Annotated in this window: 21 protein-coding genes and 1 pseudogene; 10 read left to right on the top strand and 12 right to left on the bottom strand. The window is 68.3% G+C overall.

From position 1 onward, the window contains the following. Nucleotides 1-21: 21 nt before the first annotated feature. Nucleotides 22-1,002 carry a carbohydrate kinase family protein gene (locus EV643_RS39330; RefSeq protein ID WP_133805316.1) on the top strand — a complete coding sequence of 327 codons (981 nt, stop codon included), beginning with the start codon at nucleotides 22-24 and terminating at the stop codon, nucleotides 1,000-1,002. Between the two features lie 2 nt (nucleotides 1,003-1,004). On the opposite strand, the gene EV643_RS39325 is transcribed toward EV643_RS39330, so the two are convergent. The 10 genes from EV643_RS39325 to EV643_RS39280 form a co-directional block, all read right to left on the bottom strand. Next, on the bottom strand, nucleotides 1,005-1,682 hold the full coding sequence (locus tag EV643_RS39325) for a GntR family transcriptional regulator (RefSeq protein ID WP_133805315.1): 678 nt from the start codon (nucleotides 1,680-1,682) through the stop codon (nucleotides 1,005-1,007). Between the two features lie 123 nt (nucleotides 1,683-1,805). Further along, nucleotides 1,806-3,092 carry an alpha/beta fold hydrolase gene (locus EV643_RS39320; RefSeq protein ID WP_133805314.1) on the bottom strand — a complete coding sequence of 429 codons (1,287 nt, stop codon included), beginning with the start codon at nucleotides 3,090-3,092 and terminating at the stop codon, nucleotides 1,806-1,808. Continuing rightward, nucleotides 3,089-3,919, bottom strand: a complete 831-nt coding sequence (locus EV643_RS46585) for an ABC transporter ATP-binding protein (RefSeq protein WP_133805313.1) — start codon at nucleotides 3,917-3,919, stop codon at nucleotides 3,089-3,091. Before EV643_RS46585 ends, EV643_RS39320 begins: the two co-directional genes overlap by 4 nt. Further along, nucleotides 3,916-4,719: an ABC transporter ATP-binding protein gene (locus tag EV643_RS39310; RefSeq protein ID WP_133805312.1), complete on the bottom strand. Its 804-nt coding sequence runs from the start codon at nucleotides 4,717-4,719 to the stop codon at nucleotides 3,916-3,918. Before EV643_RS39310 ends, EV643_RS46585 begins: the two co-directional genes overlap by 4 nt. After that, on the bottom strand, nucleotides 4,716-5,699 hold the full coding sequence (locus EV643_RS39305; protein WP_133805311.1) for an ABC transporter permease: 984 nt from the start codon (nucleotides 5,697-5,699) through the stop codon (nucleotides 4,716-4,718). The genes EV643_RS39310 and EV643_RS39305 overlap by 4 nt, the downstream gene beginning before the upstream one ends. Then, nucleotides 5,696-6,667 carry an ABC transporter permease gene (locus EV643_RS39300; protein WP_133805310.1) on the bottom strand — a complete coding sequence of 324 codons (972 nt, stop codon included), beginning with the start codon at nucleotides 6,665-6,667 and terminating at the stop codon, nucleotides 5,696-5,698. Before EV643_RS39300 ends, EV643_RS39305 begins: the two co-directional genes overlap by 4 nt. A gap of 3 nt (nucleotides 6,668-6,670) precedes the next feature. Then, nucleotides 6,671-8,368 carry an ABC transporter substrate-binding protein gene (locus tag EV643_RS39295; RefSeq protein WP_238166118.1) on the bottom strand — a complete coding sequence of 566 codons (1,698 nt, stop codon included), beginning with the start codon at nucleotides 8,366-8,368 and terminating at the stop codon, nucleotides 6,671-6,673. Nucleotides 8,369-8,418: 50 nt separating this feature from the next. Further along, a complete protein-coding gene (locus EV643_RS39290; protein WP_238166117.1) occupies nucleotides 8,419-10,326 on the bottom strand; it encodes a glycoside hydrolase family 127 protein in 1,908 nt (635 codons plus the stop codon). A 93-nt stretch (nucleotides 10,327-10,419) separates the two neighbouring features. Further along, nucleotides 10,420-12,951: a polynucleotide kinase-phosphatase gene (locus EV643_RS39285; protein ID WP_133805309.1), complete on the bottom strand. Its 2,532-nt coding sequence runs from the start codon at nucleotides 12,949-12,951 to the stop codon at nucleotides 10,420-10,422. After that, nucleotides 12,951-14,366, bottom strand: a complete 1,416-nt coding sequence (locus tag EV643_RS39280) for a 3' terminal RNA ribose 2'-O-methyltransferase Hen1 (protein WP_133805308.1) — start codon at nucleotides 14,364-14,366, stop codon at nucleotides 12,951-12,953. Before EV643_RS39280 ends, EV643_RS39285 begins: the two co-directional genes overlap by 1 nt. 236 nt (nucleotides 14,367-14,602) lie before the next feature. On the opposite strand from EV643_RS39280, the gene EV643_RS39275 reads away from it, so the two are divergent. Continuing rightward, complete coding sequence (locus tag EV643_RS39275) at nucleotides 14,603-14,926, top strand: hypothetical protein (protein WP_133805307.1); 324 nt, start codon at nucleotides 14,603-14,605, stop codon at nucleotides 14,924-14,926. Between the two features lies 1 nt (nucleotide 14,927). Here EV643_RS39275 and folE read toward each other — a convergent pair whose 3' ends face one another. Next, nucleotides 14,928-15,548 (bottom strand): GTP cyclohydrolase I FolE, encoded by a 621-nt coding sequence (gene folE / locus EV643_RS39270; RefSeq protein ID WP_133805306.1) that lies wholly within the window; start codon nucleotides 15,546-15,548, stop codon nucleotides 14,928-14,930. A gap of 82 nt (nucleotides 15,549-15,630) precedes the next feature. On the opposite strand from folE, the gene EV643_RS39265 reads away from it, so the two are divergent. Together EV643_RS39265 and ybaK are read left to right on the top strand one after the other, a co-directional pair. After that, complete coding sequence (locus EV643_RS39265) at nucleotides 15,631-16,284, top strand: helix-turn-helix transcriptional regulator (protein ID WP_133805305.1); 654 nt, start codon at nucleotides 15,631-15,633, stop codon at nucleotides 16,282-16,284. A gap of 11 nt (nucleotides 16,285-16,295) precedes the next feature. Continuing rightward, a complete protein-coding gene (gene ybaK / locus EV643_RS39260) occupies nucleotides 16,296-16,784 on the top strand; it encodes a Cys-tRNA(Pro) deacylase (protein ID WP_133805304.1) in 489 nt (162 codons plus the stop codon). A gap of 18 nt (nucleotides 16,785-16,802) precedes the next feature. Here the strand turns inward: ybaK and EV643_RS39255 are convergent, their stop codons facing one another. After that, a complete protein-coding gene (locus tag EV643_RS39255) occupies nucleotides 16,803-17,864 on the bottom strand; it encodes a LacI family DNA-binding transcriptional regulator (protein ID WP_202869965.1) in 1,062 nt (353 codons plus the stop codon). Between the two features lie 117 nt (nucleotides 17,865-17,981). Between EV643_RS39255 and EV643_RS39250 the strand changes: the two genes are divergently transcribed. The 6 genes and pseudogenes from EV643_RS39250 (at nucleotide 17,982) to EV643_RS47095 (ending at nucleotide 23,397) form a co-directional block, all read left to right on the top strand. Beyond that, nucleotides 17,982-19,061, top strand: coding sequence for a substrate-binding domain-containing protein (locus EV643_RS39250; RefSeq protein ID WP_133805303.1), 1,080 nt, complete (start codon nucleotides 17,982-17,984; stop codon nucleotides 19,059-19,061). A 30-nt stretch (nucleotides 19,062-19,091) separates the two neighbouring features. After that, a complete protein-coding gene (locus tag EV643_RS39245; RefSeq protein WP_133805302.1) occupies nucleotides 19,092-20,123 on the top strand; it encodes an ABC transporter permease in 1,032 nt (343 codons plus the stop codon). Then, a complete protein-coding gene (locus EV643_RS39240) occupies nucleotides 20,120-20,935 on the top strand; it encodes an ATP-binding cassette domain-containing protein (RefSeq protein ID WP_133805301.1) in 816 nt (271 codons plus the stop codon). Before EV643_RS39245 ends, EV643_RS39240 begins: the two co-directional genes overlap by 4 nt. Nucleotides 20,936-21,049: 114 nt before the next feature. Continuing rightward, nucleotides 21,050-22,810 carry a DUF222 domain-containing protein gene (locus EV643_RS39235; RefSeq protein WP_133805300.1) on the top strand — a complete coding sequence of 587 codons (1,761 nt, stop codon included), beginning with the start codon at nucleotides 21,050-21,052 and terminating at the stop codon, nucleotides 22,808-22,810. Between the two features lie 181 nt (nucleotides 22,811-22,991). Continuing rightward, nucleotides 22,992-23,186: pseudogene (locus EV643_RS47100) on the top strand (substrate-binding domain-containing protein); the annotation flags it as partial. Then, complete coding sequence (locus tag EV643_RS47095; RefSeq protein ID WP_166665743.1) at nucleotides 23,158-23,397, top strand: substrate-binding domain-containing protein; 240 nt, start codon at nucleotides 23,158-23,160, stop codon at nucleotides 23,395-23,397. The pseudogene EV643_RS47100 and the gene EV643_RS47095, both read left to right, overlap by 29 nt. Nucleotides 23,398-23,402 lie beyond the last annotated feature (5 nt).

Below are 23,402 nucleotides of genomic sequence, written 5' to 3'. Positions count from 1 at the left end.
CCCCTTCGAGGAGACCTTCGCATGCGTATCGCCGTCGCCGGATCGATCGCGACCGACATCCTGATGACGTTCCCGGGCCGGTTCAAGGACCAGTTCCTCGAAGAGCAGATGCACAAGGTGTCGCTGTCGTTCCTGGTCGACGAACTGGTTGTACACCGCGGTGGGGTCGGCGCGAACATCTGCTACGGCATGGCCCAGCTCGGCCACCCGTCGCTGCTGATCGGCTCGGTCGGCGCCGACTTCGCGGAGTACGGCGCGGCACTCACCGAGGCCGGCGTGGACGTCTCCCACGTGCGCGTCTGCGAGAACGTGCACACCGCCCGGTTCACCTGTACGACGGACCTGGACGCGAACCAGATCGCATCCTTCTACACCGGCGCGATGGCCGAAGCGCGCGAACTCGACCTCGGCGCGATCCACGCCGCGTCCGGTGGGTTCGACCTGGTCCTGATCGGCGCCGACGACCCGGACGGCATGCTCCGGCACACCGCGCTGGCCAAGGCGAACGGGATCGCCGTCGCGGCCGACCCGTCGCAGCAGCTTGCCCGGATGGAGGGTGAGCAGATCCGGCAGCTGATCGACGGGGCGACGTACCTGTTCAGCAACGAGTACGAGTCCGGCCTGATGGTGCAGAAGACCGGCTGGAGCCACGCCGAGATCCTCGACCGGGTCGGCGTCCGGATCACCACGCACGGCGGCGACGGGGTCGTGATCGAGACCGCCGACGGCATCATCGCCAAGATCCCCGCGGTCCCGACTCCCGGCCTGGTCGACCCGACCGGCGGCGGCGACGCCTTCCGGGCCGGCTACCTGACCGGCCGCGCGGCCGGCCTCGACCACGAAGCCGCCGCCCAGGTCGGCTGCACCCTGGCCACCACCGTCCTCGAGACCGTCGGCACCCAGGAGTACACCCTCGACCGCCCCGCCTTCCTCAAGCGCCTAGCCGCCGCGTACGGCGAAGCGGCCGCCACCACCGCGGCAACCACCCTCAAGCTGAACTGACGCTACTGGGGGCCTGACCAGAGGCCCCGGACGTGGCCGATGTGGTGGCGCATCAGGGCCTCGGCGCCCTCGGCGTCGCGGGATTCGATCAGGTCCATCAGGTCGTGGTGCTCGTCGGCGGACTGGACCAGCCGGCCGCTCTCGACCAGCGGGCTGAGGCCGAGCAGCCGGGTCTTGGAGCGGAGGTCGGAGACGACGTCGACCAGCCGGCGGTTTCCGCTGTACGCGAGCAGCGTGACGTGGAAGACCCGGTCGGCCTCGATGTAGTCGATCAGGTTGCCGGCCTTGGCCGCGACCACGATGTCCTCGGCCAGCGCCCGCAGCCGGGGGAAGTCCTCGGCCGGGATGACGGGCGTGATGTCCCGGACGGTCGGCGGCTCGATCAGCTGCCGGAGCGCGGCCAGGTCGTCGAGATCGTCGTCGGACATCTCGGTCACCCGGAAACCCTTGTTCCGCAGTGAGACCACGAGTCCTTCGCGGACCAGGTCGAGCATCGCCTCGCGGACCGGCGTCGCCGACACCCCGAACCGCGCGCCGAGCGTCGGCGCCGAGTAGACCTCACCCGGCTTCAGCTCGCCGGAGATCACCGCCGCCCGCAACGCGTTCGCCACGCTGTCCCGCAGGCTCTCCCGCTGCGTGAGCCGCCGCACACTCGGCAACGGCCCGATCGCCTCTGACATCCGGTCACCTCCCTCGCCGTTTTGCCGCCTAAGACAGCTCAGTCCACCCGCCCACATTCTGATACACCGGCACCGCCCGGCCGCGCACGCCCTGCCGATCAACGGTTCCGGAACCAGACCCGATCAGGCCGCTCGTACGCCGCCGCCGACCGCGCGGACCAGGTCGGTCAGGTGCTGGAACACCCGGTCCGACTGGATCCCGTCGTGCTCGTACTCGTTCGTGACCCAGGCCTGCAGGTTCCCCACCCGCGCGGCCGTGTCCAGTTGCAGCCCGGAGTCGACGTACATGTCGTCGAAGTACACCGCGGCCGCGACCGGCACCTCGTTCGCCGCCAGCCGCTCCAGGTCGTACAACGGGCTCCACGACGACCGCGCGGCCAACAGCTCCACCGCGGCCCGGAACGGGCGTAGTACCCGGATCTCCTCGAACATCCAGGGGTACATCATCTCCCCGGTGAACAGCAGCGGCCGCGCCTCCTCGGCGAACTCCGGATGCGCCCACCGCTCCCGCTCCGCCGCCCAGTCGGTCGCGCCCTCACCGGATCCGTAGCAGCTCTCCTGCAACGCCGCGAACAACGGCCCGTCACTGTACGACGACCGCACCATCACCTGGCTGAGAAAGGTCTCGGACAACTCGTCCCCAGAGAAGGCCTCGTCGAGCAGCCAGTGCATCCGCTCGTACCCGGGCTTCATCCCGAAGTCGATCCCCAGCGTCTGCAGCCGCCGGACCGTCAGCAAATCCCCATCGGGCAACCGCACGTCCCCCACCGCCAGCCGATCCGCGATCGCCCCGACCCGCTCGACCTCGAACGGATACCGCCGGTAGAACTCCCGGTTCTTCGCAGCCACCCGCGGATACGTCCTCCGGTACACCTCGGCCGCGGACGGATCCACCCCCGCGAGCCCACCAGTGACATAACAAGCCGTCAACCCCTCCGGCGCCCGCGACAGATACGTCAGCGTCAGGAATCCCCCGAAGCTCTGCCCCAACGTCGACCAAGGACGATCACCGAAGACCGTCCGCCGCAAGTGCTCCGCGTCCGCGATGATCGAGTTGGCCCGGAAGCAGGCGAGGTAGTCGGCCGCCTCAGATGCCGTCGCGAAGGACGACATAAGCCGCCCGCTGACCGGCGTACTGCGTCCTGTGCCGCGCTGGTCGAGCAGGATCACGCGGTACGTCTTCAACGCCTGCCCGATCCACCCGGCCGGCTCGGTCGGGCGCGGCGACTTCCCACCCGGACCGCCCTGCAGGAACACCAGGCAGGGCAGCTCCTCGTCCTTCCGCAGTGGATCGACGAGCTCGCGCGCGAACACCGTGATGCGCGCCGGATTCGTGTCGTCGAACCAGTCCAGCGGCACCTCCACAAAGTGCTCGCGGACGTGCATCCCGGGAATGGTGTAGCTGGTCATGATCGCCCCTTACTCAAACGCCGGCGCCGGTCCCACTCCGGGTTGATCCGTGGTACCGCCGCCAGCAGCGTCTTCGTGTACTCGTCCCGCGGTTCGCCGAACACCTGGTCGCGGGAACCCAGTTCCACGATTCTGCCCTTACTCATCACCGCGACCCGATGCGACAGCTGCCGGACCACGGCCAGGTCGTGCGCGATGAAGATATAGCTGAACCCGCTCTCCCGCTGCAGCCGCATCAGCAACTTGATCACCTGCGCCTGGATCGACACGTCCAGCGCGGACACCGCCTCGTCGCAGATCACCAGTTTCGGGTTCACGGCGAGCGCCCGGGCGATCCCGATCCGCTGGGCCTGCCCGCCGGAGAACTGGGCCGGGTACCGCTGCGAGTGGTCCGGGTTCAGCCCGACGCGTTCCATCAGCTCCCGGGTGAACGCCCGCCGGCCGCCCTTCGGCGCGATCCCCTGGTACGTCAGCGGCGCGGTCACGATCCGCTCCACCGTGTACCGCGGGTTCAACGACGAGAACGGATCCTGGAACACCACCTGTACGTCGTTCCGGAACCGGGCCAGGTCCTTCCCGGTGGCGCGACTGATGTCCTCGCCCTCGAACTCCACCGAACCACTCGTCGGGTCGAGCAACCGGGCCGCGATCCGGGCGGTCGTGGACTTGCCACTCCCCGACTCCCCCACGATCGCCAGCGTCTCGCCGAGCGCGACGTCGAAGCTCACCTGATCCACCGCGGTGAACGACGCCTTCCGCGCCAGCAGACCACCTTGCCCGCGAATCACGAACTGCTTGGAGAGATCCCGGACCCGCAACAGCGTCACAACATCACCTCGTCGTCGATCCGCGGTACCGCATCCAGCAGTGTGCGGGTGTACTCGTGCCGCGGGTCGGAGAACACCTGCTCGGCCGTCCCGTACTCGACCGGATCGCCCGCACACATCACCAGCACCCGGCGCGCGATCGAGCTGATCACGGCCAGGTCGTGGGTGATGAAGATCAACCCGGTACCGGTCTGGGTCTGGAGTTCGGCCAGCAACTCCAGGATCTGGGCCTGCACGGTGACATCGAGTGCGGTGGTCGGCTCGTCGGCGATCAGCAGCGACGGCGAACAGCACAACGCCATCGCGATCATGATGCGCTGCCGCTGACCACCGGAGAACTGATGCGGATAGTCGTCGACCCGGCGCGCGGCGTCCGGAATCCGCACCCGCTCCATCGCCTCGATCGCCACCTGGCGGGCAGCACGTTTCGAGCCGCCCCGATGAGCGCGGTACCCCTCCTCGATCTGCAGACCCACTGTGTAATAAGGGTTCAGCGACGACAACGGATCCTGGAACACCATCGAGATCGCGTTGCCCCGAACGCTCCGCAACTCCCCCTCGGACTGACCGAGCAACTCCCGGCCGTCCAGCCGGACACTCCCTGACGTCCGCGCACCGGGCGGCAGCAGACCGAGTACGGCCAGCGCCGTCATCGACTTGCCGGAACCAGACTCGCCCACGATGCCGAGCGTGTCGTCCCGGCCGACGGTGAAGGAGACGTCCTTCACCACGTCGACCGGCCCGCGACTGGTCGGCAACGTGACCGTGAGGTCCTCCACCACGAACAGTTCGTCGGTCATGACGAGGTCACCCGCACTCTCGGGTCGAGCGCGGTGTAGACGAGGTCGACCACGACGTTGCCGACGACAACGAAGAACGCGGCGAGCAGTGTGACGGCCATGATCACCGGCTGGTCGTTCTTCGCGATCGAGTCGGCCGCCAGCTTGCCGATCCCGTTCAGCCCGAACACGGTCTCGGTGATCAGCGCGCCGCCGAGCAGCCCGGCGAAGTCCATCCCGAAGATCGTCGTGATCGGGGTCAGCGCGGGCCGCAACGCGTGCCGGCGGAGGATCAACGGCCGGCTCAACCCCTTGGCCCGCGCCGTCCGGAGGAAGTTCTCGGCCAGCGTGTCGATCACGTTCGCCCGGGTCAACCGCGCGTACAGGCAGGCGTAGCCGACCGCCAGTACGGTCCACGGCATCAGATACGACTCGAACCACAGCACCGGGTTGTCCGCGAACGCGGGCGCGGCCGGGAACGGCAGCACCTGCAGCTTCACCACCAGCACGTACTGCAGGACCAGCGCGAGCACGTAGTTCGGCACACTCACCCCGGTGAGCGCGAGCGCCATCGCACTCCGGTCCCACCACGTACCTTGTTTGATCGCGCTGATCAGGCCGCCCGCGACTCCGGCGAGCAGCCACAGTACGGCGGCCCCGACCGCGACCGTGATGCTGACCGGGAGACGAGTGGTGAGCATGTTCCACACCGACTCGTTGGTCTGGAAGCTGTACCCGAGACAGGGCGCCGAGCAGTGCACCGTGCCGTAGTCCCGGCCGGCGACGATGCCACGGAGGAACTCCCAGAACTGGGTCAGCAGCGGCTGGTTCAACCCGAGCACGTCGCGGATCGAGTCGATCCGATCCGGCGTACAGGTCTTGCCGCAGATCATCACCGCGGGGTCCGGCGACAGCTTGAAGAAGATCAGGTAGGTGAACAGGCAGACGGCCAGCAGGATCACCACCACCCCGCCGAGCCGGCCGATCACGTAGCGGGTCATGTGGCCTCTCCAGCGTCGATCACCGAGCGGATCTTGTCGCCGAGCACGGTCAGCGACAGCACGGTGAGGAACAGGAACGTGCCGGGGATGGCGAAGAACATCGGGTCCACCGAGTACCAGCTGACCGAGCTCGAGATCATCTGCCCCCAGGACGCGGTCGGCGGCGTCACCCCGACCCCGAGGAACGACAGACCCGCCTCGGTGCCGATATAACCCGGTACGGAGAGCGTCGTCATCACGATGATCGATCCGCGCAGATTCGGCAGGATCTCGCGGAACACCAGCGCCACGTTCTTCGCACCCGAGGCCCGCGCGGCCTCGACGAACTCCCGGTTCGCCAACGTCATCGTCTGGCCGCGGATCACCCGGGCGAGGTACGGCCAGCCGAACGCGCTGATCACCACTACCAGCAGGACAGGGCGGTTCCCGGCCGGTAGCGACGACAGGATCGCGATCATGAAGATCAGCGCCGGGAACGCCATCAGGAAGTCCATCACCCTTGAGATCGCCTGATCCACCCAGCCGCGGTAGAACCCGGCGAGCAGGCCGAACACCACCCCGAGGATCCCGGTCAGCACCGTGGCCGACAGCGCGATCGTGATCGACACCCGCGCGCCGTACACGATCCGGGCGAACAGGTCACGGCCGTTCTGCGGCTCGACCCCGAACCAGTGCTCACCGCTGATCCCACCGAGCGACCCGTGCGGGACACCGCCGAGATCGGAGTTGATCGCGCCCGAGTCGAACTCGTCCGGGCCCCAGCCGCTGAGCTTGGTGATCAGCGGCGCGAAGACCGCCATCAGCACCACGATCAGCAGGAACACCAGGCACAGCAGCGCGGCCTTGTCCCGGGCCAGCTTGCCGAGGATCCGCCCGGTCGAGGTCGGGGGCCCGCCGCCCGGATCGCCGGCGAGCCCCACCTCCTCGACCTCGAGCAGGGTCGGGGTCCGAGGACCAGCAACCGTCATCGGCTACTTCCCGGCGTCCGTCAGGCCGACCGAGACCAGGTCGATGCCACCGGAGTACCCGTCGTGCAGGTAGGCGCCCGCGATGTTGCTGCCGACCAGGGTGAGTACCTTCTCGTACAGCAGTGGGACGACCGGAGCGAGCGCCATGATCTGCTTGTCCAGCTCGCCGTACGCCGCGTTGGCCGCGTTGACGTCCTTGATCTGGCTGATTTCGTCGATCTTGGCGTTCACCGCGGGGTCGTTCAGCTGGGCCAGGTTCGAGTTGCCCTTGGCCACGATGTTGCGGCCGTCGAACAGCGGCGGCAGGAAGGTCGCGCCGGACGGCCAGTCCGGGCACCAGCCGGTGATCGCCGCGTCGTGCTGCTGCGACGGGGTCCCGATCACCTCGTAGTACGTCGAGGTGTCGATGATGTTGATCTTGACGTCGATCTTCAGCGGCTTCAGCGCCTGCTGGATCGCGACCGCCATCGCCTGCATCTTCGGCTGCGCCCGGGTGTCCAGGGTGAAGGTGAACCCGTTCGTCAGGCCTGCCTCGGTGAGCAGCTTCTGCGCCGCCGCCACGTCACCCTTGCCCTCGGGGCTCGGGTACGGGTCGTAGTCGACGCGGCCGAGCACGGTCGGCGGCTGGATGCTGGTGGCGAGCTCGGCGAGCGTCGAACCTCCGACTGCGTCGCGCACGGTCTGCTTGTTCACGGCGAAGTTGATCGCCTGCCGGACCCGGACGTCGTTCAGCGGCTTCTTGGTCGTGTTCAGCCCCATGTACGTCGTACAACCGCCGAGGCCGGTCAGCGTGCGCTGCTTGAGCTGCGGGGTCTGCACCCGGGCGACCGTAGCGGCCTGGATCGTACCCGCGATCGCGTCGACGTCGGTGCCCTGGCCGGCGATCATCCGCTCGTCGATGGTGGCGCCGTCGAGGTCGAAGGTCCACTGGAAGCCGTCCGGTTTCGCCTTGCGCACCGGATCGGTCTTGGCATCCCACTTGTCGTTGCGGACCAGCTTCAGCGACGCGCCCGCCTTGTACTCCGAGACCTTGTACGGCCCGGACGCGATCGGCTTGGAGTCCAGCTCGGTCCCGGCGCCAGCACCCTTGGGAACGGGGACGAAGGTGTTCTGCGCGACGACGCTGCCGAAGTCGGCGAACGGCTTCTTCAGGTGGAACACGATCGTCTTGGCGTCCGGCGTCGCGATCGTCGGCAGATCACCCGACTTGTACGGGCCCTGGTAGCTCGCCGGTGCGTCGATCAGCTGCTTGGCGTACGGCGAACCGATGCCGATCTCCGGATCCCAGGCGCGGGACACACCGAACTTGACGTCCGCACTCGTGATCGGCGCACCCGTCTCGAAGAAGAGGCCGTCCTTCAACGTGAAGGTCCAGGTCTTGCCGCCGTCGGACGGCGTACCGGTGTCGGTGGCGAGGTCGGGACCGATCTTGGTGCCCTCGGTACCCGGCGCGGCGCCCTGGGTGGTGAGGGTCCGGTAGATCAGCCGGTAGAAGTTGTTCACGCCGCCGTCGAACCCGCGGACCGGGTCGAGGTGCGAGAAGGCCGCGTTGGCCAGCACCTGAACGGTACCGCCCTGCGCCGCCGGCCCACCCGGCCCGGCCGAGGTCTGGGACTCGCCGCCGGCCGCGTTGCCCGAGCAGGCGCTCAGCACCAACGTGCCGGACAGCACCAGCCCCGCCAGCATGGTTGTTCTCTTCATCTGCCCATCCGTTTCGTTTGCGGGCTCGGCGAGCCCAAAGACTTGGGTTGTCACGCGCCGCGCAGCCAGACGCGCATCGCGCCCGGCTCGCGGTTTCCCCAGCGGAAGTAGGGGACGAGCGTCGCCGCGACCTGTGCGACCGGCTCGCCAGGCGCCGAACGCCCTTGCAGGACTGGGTAAAGCTCACTCGACGGCTCCGAGGCCACGCCGGTCGTCAGCTCCAGGCCGACCACGCCCTCGCCCATCGGCACGGCTCGGGCCTTGGTGACTTCCGCCGGATCCAGGACTAGGTCGTCAACCGCCGCGGAGACGTCCTGCTGTTCGACGCAGTAGACGAGCGGCCCGCGTGCGACGGCGACCGATCCTCTGGTCGCGTCCAGATAGGGGTGTGAGCCATGTGCTCGAGGCACCATCGGGAGCCGGAGCAAGATGTTGTCTCCGGCAACCAGCTCACCGACCGTCAACCAGCCGTCGTGTGGCTCGATCGCGGATGACGTGCCGTTGATGCTGAGCGTGAAATCGTTGGCCCACGCCGGGATCCGCAGTGCCAACGCCTTGGGTGCATGCTCTACGGTGATGGCGATCTCGCCGTCCCACGGGTACGCCGTACTGATGCTGACCCCGTCGATCCGCGCATCGGCGTAATGGCCGATGAACAGGGTGCCGTCTCGTTCGGCGGCGAGGTGATCCTGGAGTTGCGCCATCCAGCGGACGATGTTCGGCGGGCAGCACGGGCAACCGAACCACGACCGGCGCAACGGTTCCCCACCACTCTCGGCTCCGCTGCGCTGCTCGTGATCGGGCCGACGCTGCAGCGGGTTGTCGTAGAAGAACGCCGTCCCGTCCGCCGACAGCCCGACCGCATACGCGTTGTAGAGCATGGTTTCGAACACATCCAGGTACGACGACTTGCCGGTGGCAACGAACATCCGCCAGGCCCACTGCATGGTCGCGATCGCCGCGCACGTCTCGCTGTAGGCACGCTCGGACGGGAGTTCGTACCGGTCGCCGATCGCCTCGTCGGCATGCCGGCTGCCGAGTCCACCGGTGAGGTAGAGCTTGGTCGCGACCATGTCGTCCCACAGCCGTTCGAGGGCCGCGAGCAACGACTCGTCCCCGGTCTCCAGGTGGACGTCGGCCGCACCGGCGGCGAGGTAGGCCATCCGGACCGCGTGCCCGGTGACCGACGGCAGCTCCCGGAACGGCACGTTGTCCTGGAAGTACTCGGCCGCGAAGAACGGATGCTTCATGTGCCCGTGACCACGCCGGTCGACGAAGAGCCGGGCCTGGACGAGGTAGTCCTCCACGCCGGTCTCGCGGTACAGCTCGACCAGGGCCATCTCGACCTCGGGGTGCCCGTCGATCGCTTCCTCGCCATCCGGGCCGAACTTCCGCACGACGAGATCGGCGAACCGGCGGGCCACGGTGAGGAGCCGGGGGTCGTCGAGCTGGCGGTTAGCGGCGACGGCGGCCTGGATCAGGTGGCCGAGGTTGTACAGCTCGTGACTCCAGCCGAGGTCCTCCCACGGCTGCTTCGTCCGGCCCGGGTCCTGGAGGAAGGAGTTGAGGTACCCGTCGTCGGCCTGGGCCTGCTCGAGCAGCGTGACGGCCTCCTCGTAGAACTCCTTCGCGCCCGGTGAGCGGTCGAGCTCGTAGGCCAGGCCTTCGAGGGTCTTGTAGATGTCCGTGTCGAGGAACGGGTACCGGCCGCGGTACTCGCCGAGCGACGGCTCGGACAGGCGGCGCAGGTTGTCGAGGTTGCCGGCCTTGCGCAGCTCGGTGAGGGCGTGCGGGATGGTCGCAACGCGATTCCGCCGCTGCCACTCGTGGAGTAGACCGCCGGTCAGCTCCACCGCGTCGGTCCGCAACGGGGTGACCGCGCCCGCGCTGGTCCGGACGGCGCCTGGGCGTTCTGCAGGGGGCGGATTCATCGGGGCGGGTCCAGTGCTGTGTGACATTGCACTGACCTTAAGGCGATCGCTCGACCGATGCCAAGGGATTCCGGCGAGGATTTACCGGCCGGACACACGGGCACCCGCGCGGAGTACGGATCAGAGGCGTGGGTCGACCGGCTCCGACTCGAGGGCGAGGACGGCGAAGACGCATTCGTGGATGCGCCACAGCGGTTCGCCGCGGGCGGCCCGCTCCAGCGACTCCAGGCCGAGGGCGTACTCGCGGAGCGCGAGGGATCGCTTGTGGCCGAGGTTCCGGTTGCGCAGCCGGTCGAAGTTCGCCGGCTCGGTGTAGTCGGGGCCGTAGATGATCCGCAGGTACTCCTGCCCGCGGACCTTCAGCCCCGGCTGGGCGAGTCCCTTGTCCGTCCGGACCAGGTTGGCGGCCGGCTTCACCACCATGCCCTCACCACCGGCGCCGGTCAGTTCCTCCCACCAGGCGATCCCTTCGGCCCACGAATCCTGGTCGACGTACAGCCGCCGCGTCGCCGTGAACACGTCGGACCCCGCGGTCACCAGCCGATCGGCGATCCCGAGGTGCCACGCGTGCGGCCTGTCCTGGTACGTCGCCCCTTCGGTCGCGAGCACCTGGAACGGCGCCACCTTGACCCCGTCGAGCCCGTCCGTCGGCCAGCAGTACCGCCGATACGCGTCACTGAACAACTCCGCATTGACCGTACGCCGCTTCGTCCGCTCCAACAGATCGGTCACGTCGAGCCCGGCCGCGACCGCCGACTCCAGCGCAGCCGTTGCCGCGGGCAAGGAGGATCGGGCCGCCGCGCCGACAGCGGCGTACTGGTTGCGAAGCAGGTCGCCGGCCTTCGCGCTCCACGGCAGGAGTTCGGCGTCGAGCAGCAGCCAGGAGGTGTCGAGCTCCTCGAACAGCCCCGCCTCGGTCACCACCGAGCGCAGTCGCATGAGTAGTTCGTCGGTCAGCGTCGGCTCGAAGAAGGAGCGTCCCGTTCGTGTGTGGACCGCACCACGGCCGGCCAGGCCGAACCGCTTCTCGGCCACGTCGTCATCCCGGGTCAGCAGCACGACCGCGCGCGAACCCATGTGCTTCTCCTCGCACACCAGCTCGGTCACGCCCTGCGCCCGGTACGCCTCGAACGCCTGCCGCGGATGCTCCAGCAATCCCGGCTCCGGTGACGTTCCGACCGGGCTCATCGTCGGCGGCAGGTAGAGCAGGAACCGTGGGTCGATCGCGAACCGGCTCATCACCTCCAACGCCGCCCCGGCCTGCTCCGCCCGGACACTCAGCCGCCCGTGGGTCGAGGTCTCGATCACCCGCCGGCCGGTCACGTCGGTGATATCGAGGACGTCGGGCTCACGCGTCGCCGCAGTTGCCACGTGCAACGGTTTCGCCGGGGCGTAGTACTCCTGCTCGGCCTGGACCGAGACCAGTTCGCGTTCGGGATAGCGCAACGCGGTGAGCGAACCGCCGAACACGCAACCGGTGTCCAGGCAGATCGTGTTGTTGATCCACTCCGGCTCGGGCGTCGGGACGTGCCCGTACACGACCATCGCGCGACCGCGGTAGTCCTGCGCCCACGGATACCGCACCGGCAGGCCGAACTCGTCCGTCTCCCCTGTGGTCTCGCCGTACAAGCAGAACGCCCGCACCCGACCGGAAGCACGCCCATGCATCCGCTCCACCAGTCCCGCATGCGACACCACCAACTTGCCGCCGTCGAACACATAGTGCGAGATCAACCCGTCGACAAACGTCTCCACAGCCGCCCGGAACTCCGCCGGCTCGGCCGCCAACTGCTCGAGCGACTCAGCCAGCCCATGAGTGACCTTGACGTCCCTCCCCCGCAACGCCCGAAGCAGTTTGTCCTCATGATTCCCCGGCACGCAATACGCATTGCCCGAAGCAACCATCCCCATAACCAACCGCAAAACCCCAGGCGTATCCGGCCCCCGATCCACCAGATCCCCAACAAACACAGCTCTTCTCGCACCATCGGGGTACGCAGCGTTTGTTGCGCGGCCGAGCTCATCTCTGGTGATCTTGTAGCCCAGCTCAACCAGCAGGCTTTCCAACTCCACCCGGCAGCCGTGGATGTCTCCGATGATGTCGAACGGCCCGGTCTGGTCGGTCAGGTCGTTGAACAACCGCGTCCGTTCGATGCTGACGGCATCGATCTCCTCGACCCCAGCCAGCACGTGCACCCCGCGGAAACCCTCCCGCTTCAGGCTCTTCAACCCACGCTTGAGCTGCGCCCGCTGCCGCTGCACCACCTTCGCACCGAACTGCCGATCAGCCCGCTGCTCGTTCCGTTCCACGCACACCCGCTCCGGCGGATCCAGCACGATCGCCACCGGCAGCACATCGTGCTCCCGCGCCAGCGCGACCAACTCCCGCCGCGCCTCCGGCTGCACGTTCGTCGCATCGATCACCGTCAGCCGCCCGGCCGCGAGCCGCTTACCCGCGATGAAGTTCAGCACCTCGAAGGCATCCTTCGTCGCGCCCTGATCGTTCTCGTCATCGGAAACCAACCCACGACAGAAGTCGCTCGAAATCACCTCCGTACCAAGGAAATGCTTCCGCGCGAACGTCGACTTCCCCGAGCCGCTGGCACCCACCAGCAGCACGAGGCTGAGTGCGGGAATCTCGAGAACACCCATCACACAACCTCCTTCAGCCGAAACAACGCGAGCTGAGTCGGCGGCCCGACCTCAGGATCATCCGAGCCGACCGCACGGAACGACACGTCGTACCCGTGCTCCCGCCCGACCCCGTCGGCCCACTCGCGAAACTCCGACCGCGTCCACTCGAACCGGTGATCCGGGTGCCGGAACTCCCCCGCCGGCAACGACTCGAACAGCACGTTGTACTCCGCGTTCGGCGTCGTCACCACGACGTTCGCCGGCCGCGCCGTCCCGAACACCGCGCGGGCCAACGCGGGCAACCTCGGCGGATCGACGTGTTCGATCACTTCCATCAGTACGGCGGCATCCAGGCCGACCAACCGCGCATCCGCATACGTCACCGACGACTGGAACAGCCGTAGCCGTTCACGTTGCCGGTCGGACATCTCGTTCACGTGCAGCCGCCGCTCGGCCCACGTCAGCGCCCTCGCCGACACATCCGTCGCGACCACTTCGTCGTACCGGCCGTCCCGAAGCAACTCGGCCACCAGCGATCCCTCACCACACCCGAGATCGGCAACACGTCGCGCGCCAAGCTCCCGCAGTACGTCGACGACCGCCGCGCGCCGCTGAACCGCGAGCGGCACGACCCCGCCGTCGTCGCCCACCTCGGTATCGACGTCCTCGGTCAGCACGGCGCCGTCGGCCTCGGCCAGTCGCTCGAGAGCGGAGTCGGTCAGGTTGCGACGGTGGGCCAGATACCGACGAGTGATGAGTTCCTTCTCCGGGTGCGCGCCGAGCCAGCCGCCGCCGGCCCGGACCAGCTTGTCGACCTCGTCCGACCCGACCCAGTAATGCTTCGCATCGTCGAGCACCGGGAGCAGGACGTACAGGTGGTTCAGCGCGTCCGCGAGCCGGAGCGCACCCCGCAGCCGAAGTACGACGTACCGCGAATCGCCCCACTCCGGGATCTCGGGATCGAGCGGGATCGGGCGCGCCTCGACCGACCAGCCGAGCGGCCCGAACAACCGATCGGCCAGCTCGGGACCCCCACTGCACGGCAGCGCCGGGATCTCGATCTCCAGGCCTATCGGGCGAGCGGCCAATTCGGGACGGGCGTCGCAGCGGCCGTTCATCGCGGTGCGGAACAGCTTCCCGAGCGCGACCGCGAGCAGACTGGACGCGGCGTACGGGCGATCGTTGACGTACTGGCCGAGGGTGAATCCCTCGGCGGCGCGGCCCTTGCCGGAGCGGACCAGCGCGATCGGGTCCACCTCCAGCAAGAGCGCCACCTGACAGCGTTCCTCGGTCGCCTCCGGGTAGATCACCTGCGCCGTCCCGCCCGCGACCTCAAGCGACTGCGGTCGCGCCGGGTTCTTGTGCAGCAGGAAACCGAGGTCGGACGCAGGCGCACCGAGGCCCGCGGAGGTGGTGGCGATGGTCAGGAGCACGACTCATTCGATCACGGCGAGCGGCCAGTGGGATCGAAGGTTGAGACACGCGGAGATACCACTGGCGTGTCTCGCGGTTTGGTTCTAGCTTGATTTGCAGACAAAGAGTCGCTACAGACCGTCCTTCCCCGCTGACACTGCGTACCTGTCCCCGGTTTGTGGCGAGCAACCCAGCCACGACGACACGGGGAAAGGACCATGGCAACTGTTCCAGCCGCGACCGCAGAGGTCCGCAGGTGAAACCCCAAACCTTCGAACTCGTTCGCTTCACCGACATCAGCGGTGTCTCCGGCACCGGAGTGGTAGCCGAAGGATGCGTCTTCACCGACGGATCCGTCGCGCTCCGCTGGCACGGCCAGAACCCGTCCACCGCGGTCTGGCCGGACCTCGACTCCATCCTCGCCGTCCACGGCCACTGCGGCGCCACCGTGGTCCGCTGGCACGACGTCTCCGAGATGGAACCGGTCCCCGGCACCGACCTGCTCCCCGGCGAGGTGGCCCACATCCTCGCCACCGGCCGGCACACCCACAACCACCCGCCGGTGGGCGCGACAGCCTGAGTCAGATACCGGTCAGCGCGAAGAACTCCTGGCGGCTCGCGGGGTTTGTGCGCAGCGTGCCGTGGACCGAAGACGTGACCGTGCGGGAGCCGGCCGCCCGGACGCCGCGCAGGGACATGCACTGGTGCTCGGCCTCGATCACCACGCCGACGCCCCTCGGCGCCAGGTGATCCTGCAACCAGTCGGCGACCTGCTTGGTCAGCCGCTCCTGCACCTGCAGATCGCGGGCGAACAACTCGACCACCCGCGCCAGCTTGGACAGCCCGAGGATCCGATCGCCCGGCAGGTAGCCGACGTGCGCGACGCCCTGAAACGGCAGCATGTGGTGCTCGCACAACGACTGGACCGGGATGTCGCGGGCCAGCACGAGTTCGTCGTACCCCTCGTCGTTCGGGAACGTGGTCAGATCGAACTCGCGCGGCGTCAGCATCTCCGCGTATGCGTTCGCCACCCGGCGCGGGGTGTCGGCCAGGTGGTCGCTGTCCGGGTCCCGGCCGAGCGCCTTGAGCAGATCCGCCACCGCCCGCTCCGCCGCGGGCAGGTCGATCCCCGGCCGGCCTCCCACCACGTGCAGCTTCGCCGTCGTGACGGGTTCGGCGAATTCGGATCGGATCAATGTCATCTGCGCGCTCCTCACAGCGTCGAGACCGAGGAAGCCGCTAGTTTACTCTTTCGTCAACCAATGTTGGAGATAGAATCATCACGTGGACAGGAAGGCGAATCTGCAGGCCCTGGCCGCCCTGGACGAACCGACCCGGCGACGGCTGTACCAGTACGTCGCCGCCCAGTCCGTCCCAGTCGGCCGGGACGACGCGGCGACCGCGCTGGCGATCCCGCGGAACACGGCCGCCTTCCACCTGGACAAACTCGCCACTGAAGGGTTGCTGGCGGTCGTCTACGAGCGCCGTACCGGCCGGACCGGACCGGGCGCCGGACGGCCCGCCAAGCTCTACCGCCGCTCGGACACCGAGATCGAGGTATCCCTGCCGACCCGCCAGTACGACGTGGCCGGGCGGCTGCTCGCGGGTGCGGTGGAGGACGCCGAAGCGTCGGGCGGGTCGCCACGGCAGGCGGTCGAACGGCGAGCCCACCAGTACGGGAAGTCGTTCGGCGCGAGCGGCCGGCCGCTGACACAGATCCTCGACGAACACGGGTTCGAGCCCCGGGTGGAAGGCGCCGCGGTCGCGCTGGCCAACTGCCCGTTCCGCGCGCTGGCGAAGGACCACCCGGCTCTCGTCTGCACCATGACGCTGCGGCTGGTCGAGGGTCTGCTTGACGGCTACGGCGATACCGGCCTGGAAGCAAAACTCGGCGGCTCCCCGGGCCACTGCTGCGTACGGCTCGAGCCGGCTGAGTAGTCTCAGGGCTTGTGGCGAAGACGAAACAGGGGCAAGGGACTCCGGCGACGGTCGCGTTGACCAAGGCCGGACTGCCGTTCACCAGTCACACGTACGAGCACGACCCGGCCGCGAAGTCGTACGGGCTGGAGGCGGCCGAGGCGCTCGGGCTCGCCCCGGAGCAGGTGTTCAAGACGCTGCTGGTCGAGGTCGACGGCAAGCTCGCGGTCGGCGTCGTACCGGTGGATCGCCAGCTGGACCTGAAGGCCGTCGCGGCCGCGCTGAACGGAAAGAAGGCCGTGATGGCCGACCCGGCCGCGGCCGAGCGCACCACCGGGTACGTCGTGGGCGGGATCAGCCCGATCGGCCAGAAGCGCCGCCTCCCGACCGTCATCGACGCAACCGTCACCGACCACGATCAGGTCTACGTCTCCGGCGGCCGCCGCGGCCTCGACCTCGGCCTCTCCCCCACCGACCTGATCGCCATCACCACAGCCCAAACAGCCAACATCGCCCGCTGACTCACGCCGTACGGGACCTCAGCCGGGCCTTCGTGGTGGGATTTCGCCGCTGCCGCGCTGAATCAGCGTGGGTTCGAGTACGACGTGCTGCGGTGGACCGCCTGCTCCGTTCAGCCGGTCGAGGAGGATCCGGGCGACCTCTGCGCCGATCTGCTGCACGTCCTGCCGGATCACCGTGAGTGGAGGTTCGACCAGATCGGCCATCGGGAAGTCGTCGAATCCGACCACCGCGACTTCACGGACCGCCCCCGCCGCCCGCAACGCGCGGACCGTTCCCACGGTGATGATGTTGCGGCCGGCAACGATGGCGGTCGGTGGGTCGGCCAGGTCGAGCAACGCGGTCACGGCCTGGGCTGCCGCCATTTCACTCCGGATGTCGTGGACCAGGAGTTCGGGGGCGAATCCAATCTCCTTCTCCGCCAGCGCCGCGCGATATCCGGCGCGACGCTCGACGGCCGTCTCGATCTCCTCCAGGTCAGTCAGCATGGCGATGCGGCGGTGGCCACCCGCGACAAGATGGGCGGTCGCAAGCTTCGCGCCACCGTGGTTGTCGACGGTCACCGAGTCGCAGTCGAGACCATGTGGCCGACGGTCGACGAACACCACCGGCAGTCCGGCCCGGCGTTCGCTGATCAGATATTCGTGTCGATGGGTGGCCGGCATCAGCACCAGCCCGTCCGCGCGCCGGGCCACCAGATCGGAAACGATGCCGCGCTCACGTTCTGGTTCCTCGTCGAGACTTGCGGCCAGTACCGAAAGGCCGGGTTCGCGGAGGGCGTCCTCGAGCGCACGCAGCAGGCCGGCGGAGAAGCTGTTCCCCAGATCCTGGAGCAACGCGCCGACGATGCCGGACCGGGCGTCCTTGCGGCGCAACGTACTGGCGCCGAGATTGTGCCGGTAGTCGAGCCGCTCCACGGCGCCCAGCACCCGCTGCCGTACGGCGGTCGACGCACCCGGCTCACCGTTGACGACTCTCGACACCGTCTTGACGCTGACGCCGGCCAGCAGGGCGACGTCCTTCATCGTCGCCCGAGCCGGCCTCGGGCCGTCAGAACCATCCTGCGTCATCGTTGTCGTCACGAGTCGCAGTATTTCCGATCGACCCCTTGACTACAAGCATGAGCGGATGTTGTGTTGCCCTACGTCAACGTTGACGTAAACCATCATCTGACCTTGCTCCCGGAGAGAGACCCAGACATGTATCTCACCTCCCGTACGGCGCGCCTCGGCGTCGCCGCCGTCGCGATCACCGGCCTGCTGGCCCTGTCGGCCTGCGGCGGATCCGGTACCGAAGCCGCCTCGTCGACCGACAAGATCGGCGTCTCGCTCATCACCAAGGACTCGACGAACCCGTTCTTCGTCGCCATGCAGAAGGGCGCGAAGGAAGAGGCCGGCAAGAACAACGTGGACCTGACCGTGGCCTCCGGCAAAGCCGACGGCGACGAACAGGGCCAGGTTCAGGCGATCGAGAACGCGATCGCCCAGGGACAGAAGGGCATTCTCATCACCCCGAACGGCCCGGGGGTCAACACCGCGATCAAGAAGGCGCGCGACGCCGGCCTGTTCGTGATCGCGCTGGACACCCCGCCGGACCCGGCGGACACCGTCGACATCACGTTCGCCACCGACAACTTCGAGGCCGGGAAACTGATCGGCCAGTGGACGGCCAAGCAACTGGGCGGCAAGCCGGCCACGATCGCGCTGCTCGACCTGTTCAACGACAAGGTCGTGTCGGTCGACTACAACCGCGACCAGGGCTTCCTCACCGGTCTCGGTGTCGACGTCAAGGACGCCAAGAAGAACGGTGACGAGGACAAGTCCGGTTCGTACGGCGGCGGTTCGTACACGATCGCTTGTAACGAGCCCACCCAGGGCGCCGAGGACGGTGGCCGCTCGGCGATGGAGAACTGCCTGACCAAGAACTCCAACATCAACGTCGTCTACACGATCAACGAGCCGGCCGCGGTCGGCGCGTACAACGCACTGAAGGCGGCCGGGAAGACGAACGGCGTCTTCATCGTCTCGGTCGACGGCGGCTGTGCCGGGGTGAAGTCGGTCAAGGACGGTGTGATCGGCGCGACCTCGCAGCAGTACCCACTGAAGATGGCCGCGCTCGGCGTCGAGTCGATCGCGAAGATCGCCCGCGGCGGCGAGAAGCCGAAGACGACCGACGGCCTCGACTTCTTCAACACCGGCGTCGCGCTCGTCACCGACAAGGCCTCCCAGGGCGTCACCAGCATCGACACCACGGAGGGAAGCTCCCTGTGCTGGGGATGACCACTCGATCCGCAGGCCGGAGGTGACACCATGACCGTCCAAAGTACGACGCCGGGCGCCGCCGCCCAGGAACTCGCGCGTCGCGAGCACACCCTCAGCCAACGGGTGCAGCACCTGCTGCACCAGCGGCCGGCGCTCAGCCCCGCGATCATCCTGCTGATGACAGTCATCATCTTCACCGCGGTCAACAGCCGGTTCTCCAACCCCGCAGCCCTTTCGCTGCTGGTCCAGCAGACTGCCGTGGTGGCCGCCCTCGCGGTCGGGCAGACGCTGATCATCCTGACCGCGGGCATCGACCTGTCCGTCGGAGCCATCACCATCCTGTCGACGATGGTGATGGCGACCCTGGCGGCCGAGAACGGCTGGCCGGCCGGCCTCGCCCTAGCGGCTGGTGTCATTCTCGGCCTGGCCGCCGGCGCACTGAACGGGATCCTGGTGACCCGGATCGGCTTGCCGCCGTTCATCGTGACGCTGGGGACGTTGAGCATCTTCACAGCCGTCGCCCTGCTCTACTCGAGCGGTCAGAGCATCCAGAACAACAGGTTGCCCGATCTGCTCAACTGGACCGGCGAGGGATTCTCGATCGGCCAGTTCCGGATCACGACCGGTGTGGTGCTCGTCGTCGCCCTCTACCTCGTACTGGGCTACGCACTCACCCAGACCGCCTGGGGAAGGCATGTGTACGCCGTCGGCGACGACCCAGAGGCCGCGCGCCTCAGCGGTATCCGCTCGGGCCGGCTGCTGTTGAGCGTCTACGCCGTGGCGGGACTGATCTACGGGATCGCCGGCTGGATCCTGATCGGCCGGGCCGGAGCCGCGAGTCCGAACGCGATCGTCGATGCCAACCTCGACAGCATCACGGCCGTGGTGATCGGCGGAACCAGCCTGTTCGGTGGCCGCGGAGGTCTACTGGGAACCCTCCTCGGCGCCCTCATCGTGCAGGCGTTCACCGTCGGTCTGTCGCTGGCGGGCGTCGACGCGCAGTACCGCCTGCTGGCCGTGGGGATCCTGGTCATCGTCGCGGTCTCCGTCGACCAGTGGATCAGGAAGGTGCGCTCATGACAGCCACGGTCAACCGTCCGCAGGACACGCAGTTGCGGGCACCGATCCTGTCCGCACGCGGTCTGGTCAAGACGTTCGGCCGGGTGATCGGGCTCGACGGCGTCGACCTCGACTTGTACGCCGGCGAGGTGCTGGCCGTCATCGGCGACAACGGGGCCGGAAAGTCCACCCTGATCAAATGCCTGACCGGTGCCCTGGTCCCGGATGCCGGCCACCTCGTCCTGGAAGAGCGGCCGGTGACCTTCCGACGGCCGCAGGACGCTCGTGCCGCCGGTATCGAGACCGTCTACCAGACCCTGGCCGTCGCACCCGCCCTCGACATCGCGAGCAACATGTACCTGGGGCGTGAGGAACGACGTCGTGGCATCCTCGGCAGCGTCTTCCGCATGCTCGACCATCGCGGCATGCGCGACCGTGCCTCGGCGGCGGTGCGCGACCTGGGGATCCAGACGATCCAGAACATCCAGCAGCCGGTGGAAACCCTGTCCGGCGGTCAGCGACAAGCCGTCGCGGTCGCCAGAGCCGCCGCGTTCGGCAGCAAGGTAGTCGTCCTCGACGAACCGACCGCCGCGCTCGGCGTGAAGGAATCCAACCAGGTCCTCGAAATGATCAAAGGCCTGCGGGAACGCGGCCTGCCAGTCATCCTGATCAGCCACAACATGCCGCACGTGTGGGAGGTCGCGGACAGAATCCACATCCAACGCCTCGGCCGCTGCGCCGGCGTCATCACCCCCGACTCCCACACCATGAGCGACGGCGTAGCCATCATGACCGGCGCCACCAACCTCCAAGACCCCCAACCGACCAGCTGACCTGCTGCCGGACGGCCCCACCGTCCTGCAGCACTCCAGCCTGCAGCGTCCCGTTTCCCCTTGTGGGTAAGGGGAAATTTGGTGGGTCACGGAGTGTGACATATAATCGACAGTATGTTCGAGACGGATCTCACCGAGTTGCCGACGGCCGACCTGCTGGCCTCGGCCGCCGAGCAACGCGCCGAGGCCAACCGGCGCGAGGCCAGCCTCCTCGAACACGCCCTGGAATACGCCGACCGGCACCACCCCGACAGCTGCCCACCCCGCCCCGGCCGCCGCAGCTGGCAGGGCCGCGAACGCTCCGTCGTGCTGGGTGGTGACGGCTGCCCCGAGGTCGCCGAGTTCGCGGCGGCCGAGTTCGGCGCGATGCTCGGCATCTCCGCCGGCGCGGCGGCCGCCCTCATCGGGCAGGCCCTCGCCCTGCGCCACCGGCTCCCGTTCACCTTCGCCCGGGTCCGGTCCGGCGAGGCGACACCGTGGCGGGCCTGCCGGATCGCCACCGCCTGCCTCACCCTGTCGCAGGAGGCCGCCGCGCTGGTGGACAAGCAGGTCGCGGCGATCGTGGACAGCGTGACCCCGCTGCGGCTGGAGAACATCGTGAAGGCGGCGAAGTGGCGTGCCGATCCCGACGCCGCCCGCGCGGCGGCCGAGGAGAAGGCGCGGGAACGCGGTGTCTATGTCGCCCAGTCCGACGAGCACGGCACCAAGAAGGTCTACATCCGCGCCGCCTCCGGCGACGTGATCCGCTTCGACGCCACCATCGCCAGCCTCGCCGACGCGTTGAAGATCCTCGGCGACACCGACACCCTGCCGCACCGCCGCGCCAAGGCGATCGGCATCATCGCCGACCCCGTCTACACCGAAGAACTCCTCCGCCAGGCCCGCGCCCAGCTCCTCACCCAAACCGAAACCAGCCCGGAACCCGCACCGCAGGCACCACCAGGCCCCAACGCCGGCCCCGACACTGCCCCCAGCGCTGAGGCTGCCCCCAGGGCTGAGGCTGAGCCCGAACCTGGCCCCGAGCCCTGCCCTGATCCTGAGCCCACGTCCGAGCCTGAGCCCACGTCCGAGCCTGAGCTCACGTCCGAGCCTGTGTCCGGGTTCGGGCCTGAGCCCGGGCCGGATGACGAGGCCGACCGGGACGCGCCCCACCCGAGCCACAGCGACCTGCCGGACCCGCTGGACACCCCGACCGGCGCCCCGGGTGAGCCCGGCTGGCCCGGCCCGCGCGTCGACCCCGACGCCACAGACGCCGGTGAACCGCTCGACGCGGCCGCGCAGCGTGCCTTCGACGCCCGCCTGGCCCAGATCAAACACGACGCCCACACCACCCCATCCGCACCTGGTGGGGGCCGCGCGGGTGGGCGGGTGCGGTCGGGGCAGGCCGAGATCTACGTGCACCTGACCGACCACACCCTGGCCACCGGCGACGGGATCCTGCGGGTCGAGGGTCTCGGCCCGCTGCTGGCCAGCCAACTGGCCGAGCTCGTCGGCCACGGCCCGTACATCGTCAAGCCGGTCATCGATTTGAACGACGCGGTCAATGTGGATTGCTACGAGATCCCGGACCGGATCCGGGAGCGGGTCAAGCTGATCCACCCGGTGGAGGTGTTCCCGTACGGCACCCGCGAAACCGACCGGGCCATCGACCTGGACCACATCCGGCCCTATGACCCTCTCGGGCCACCCGGCCAGACCGGAACCGACAACCTCGCACCCCTGCGGCGCTACGCCCACAGGGTCAAAACCCACGGCCACTGGAAGGTCAAACGCCTCGACCACAACACCATCGAATGGACCACACCCCACGGCTACCGGTTCCACGTCACACCCACCGGAACCCACCGAATCACCGACCCCACACCCGATCCTTAAACCCCACCCCCGAGGGACGGGACGGCCGAACCACCCTGATCCAGGGCATCGACGCCGAGACCGGGCCGGGCAGAACCTGCTAATCGTTGATACCGGGGACGACGCCCAGCACGAGGCCGCCGCGATCGCCAACCTACTCCCTCACCAGCGATCCGAACTCCCGATCGACTCCTCGCTTGATGTGAGCGACGGCGCATCCACCAGCGAAGGCGGCCGGAAAGCGGCCCTCACCATGCTCGAGTTGGCCGAATCACCGACCGCGATGTTTGCCGCCAGCAACAACACGACGATTAGGAGCCTCGCCGCCTTCCGAGCCGCTAGCGTCCGAGTCCCATCGGAACTCGCGGTTGCCGCGTTCAACGACCGTCTGGCCGACCTGTTCAGCCCCGGCCCTCACCACGGTCTACCAACCATCAGCCACAATCGGCGCCCGCGCAGTACAACTCCTCCTCCGCCGCATGACCGACCCCCAACCAGCCGCCTCCCGCCGAAATCATGCACCGAGAATCCTGCGGCTGCACTCGCCCCACCTGAAGCCCGTCGAGCAATCCGAGCCGCCCGCCGGGCGACCCAGCCTCCGACCTTGAGCACA

The organism is Kribbella caucasensis, assembly GCF_004361855.1.
GTDB lineage: Bacteria > Actinomycetota > Actinomycetes > Propionibacteriales > Kribbellaceae > Kribbella > Kribbella caucasensis.
The sequence above is the reverse complement of the archived record's forward strand: the minus strand, read 5'-3'. Positions and strand labels throughout refer to the sequence as shown.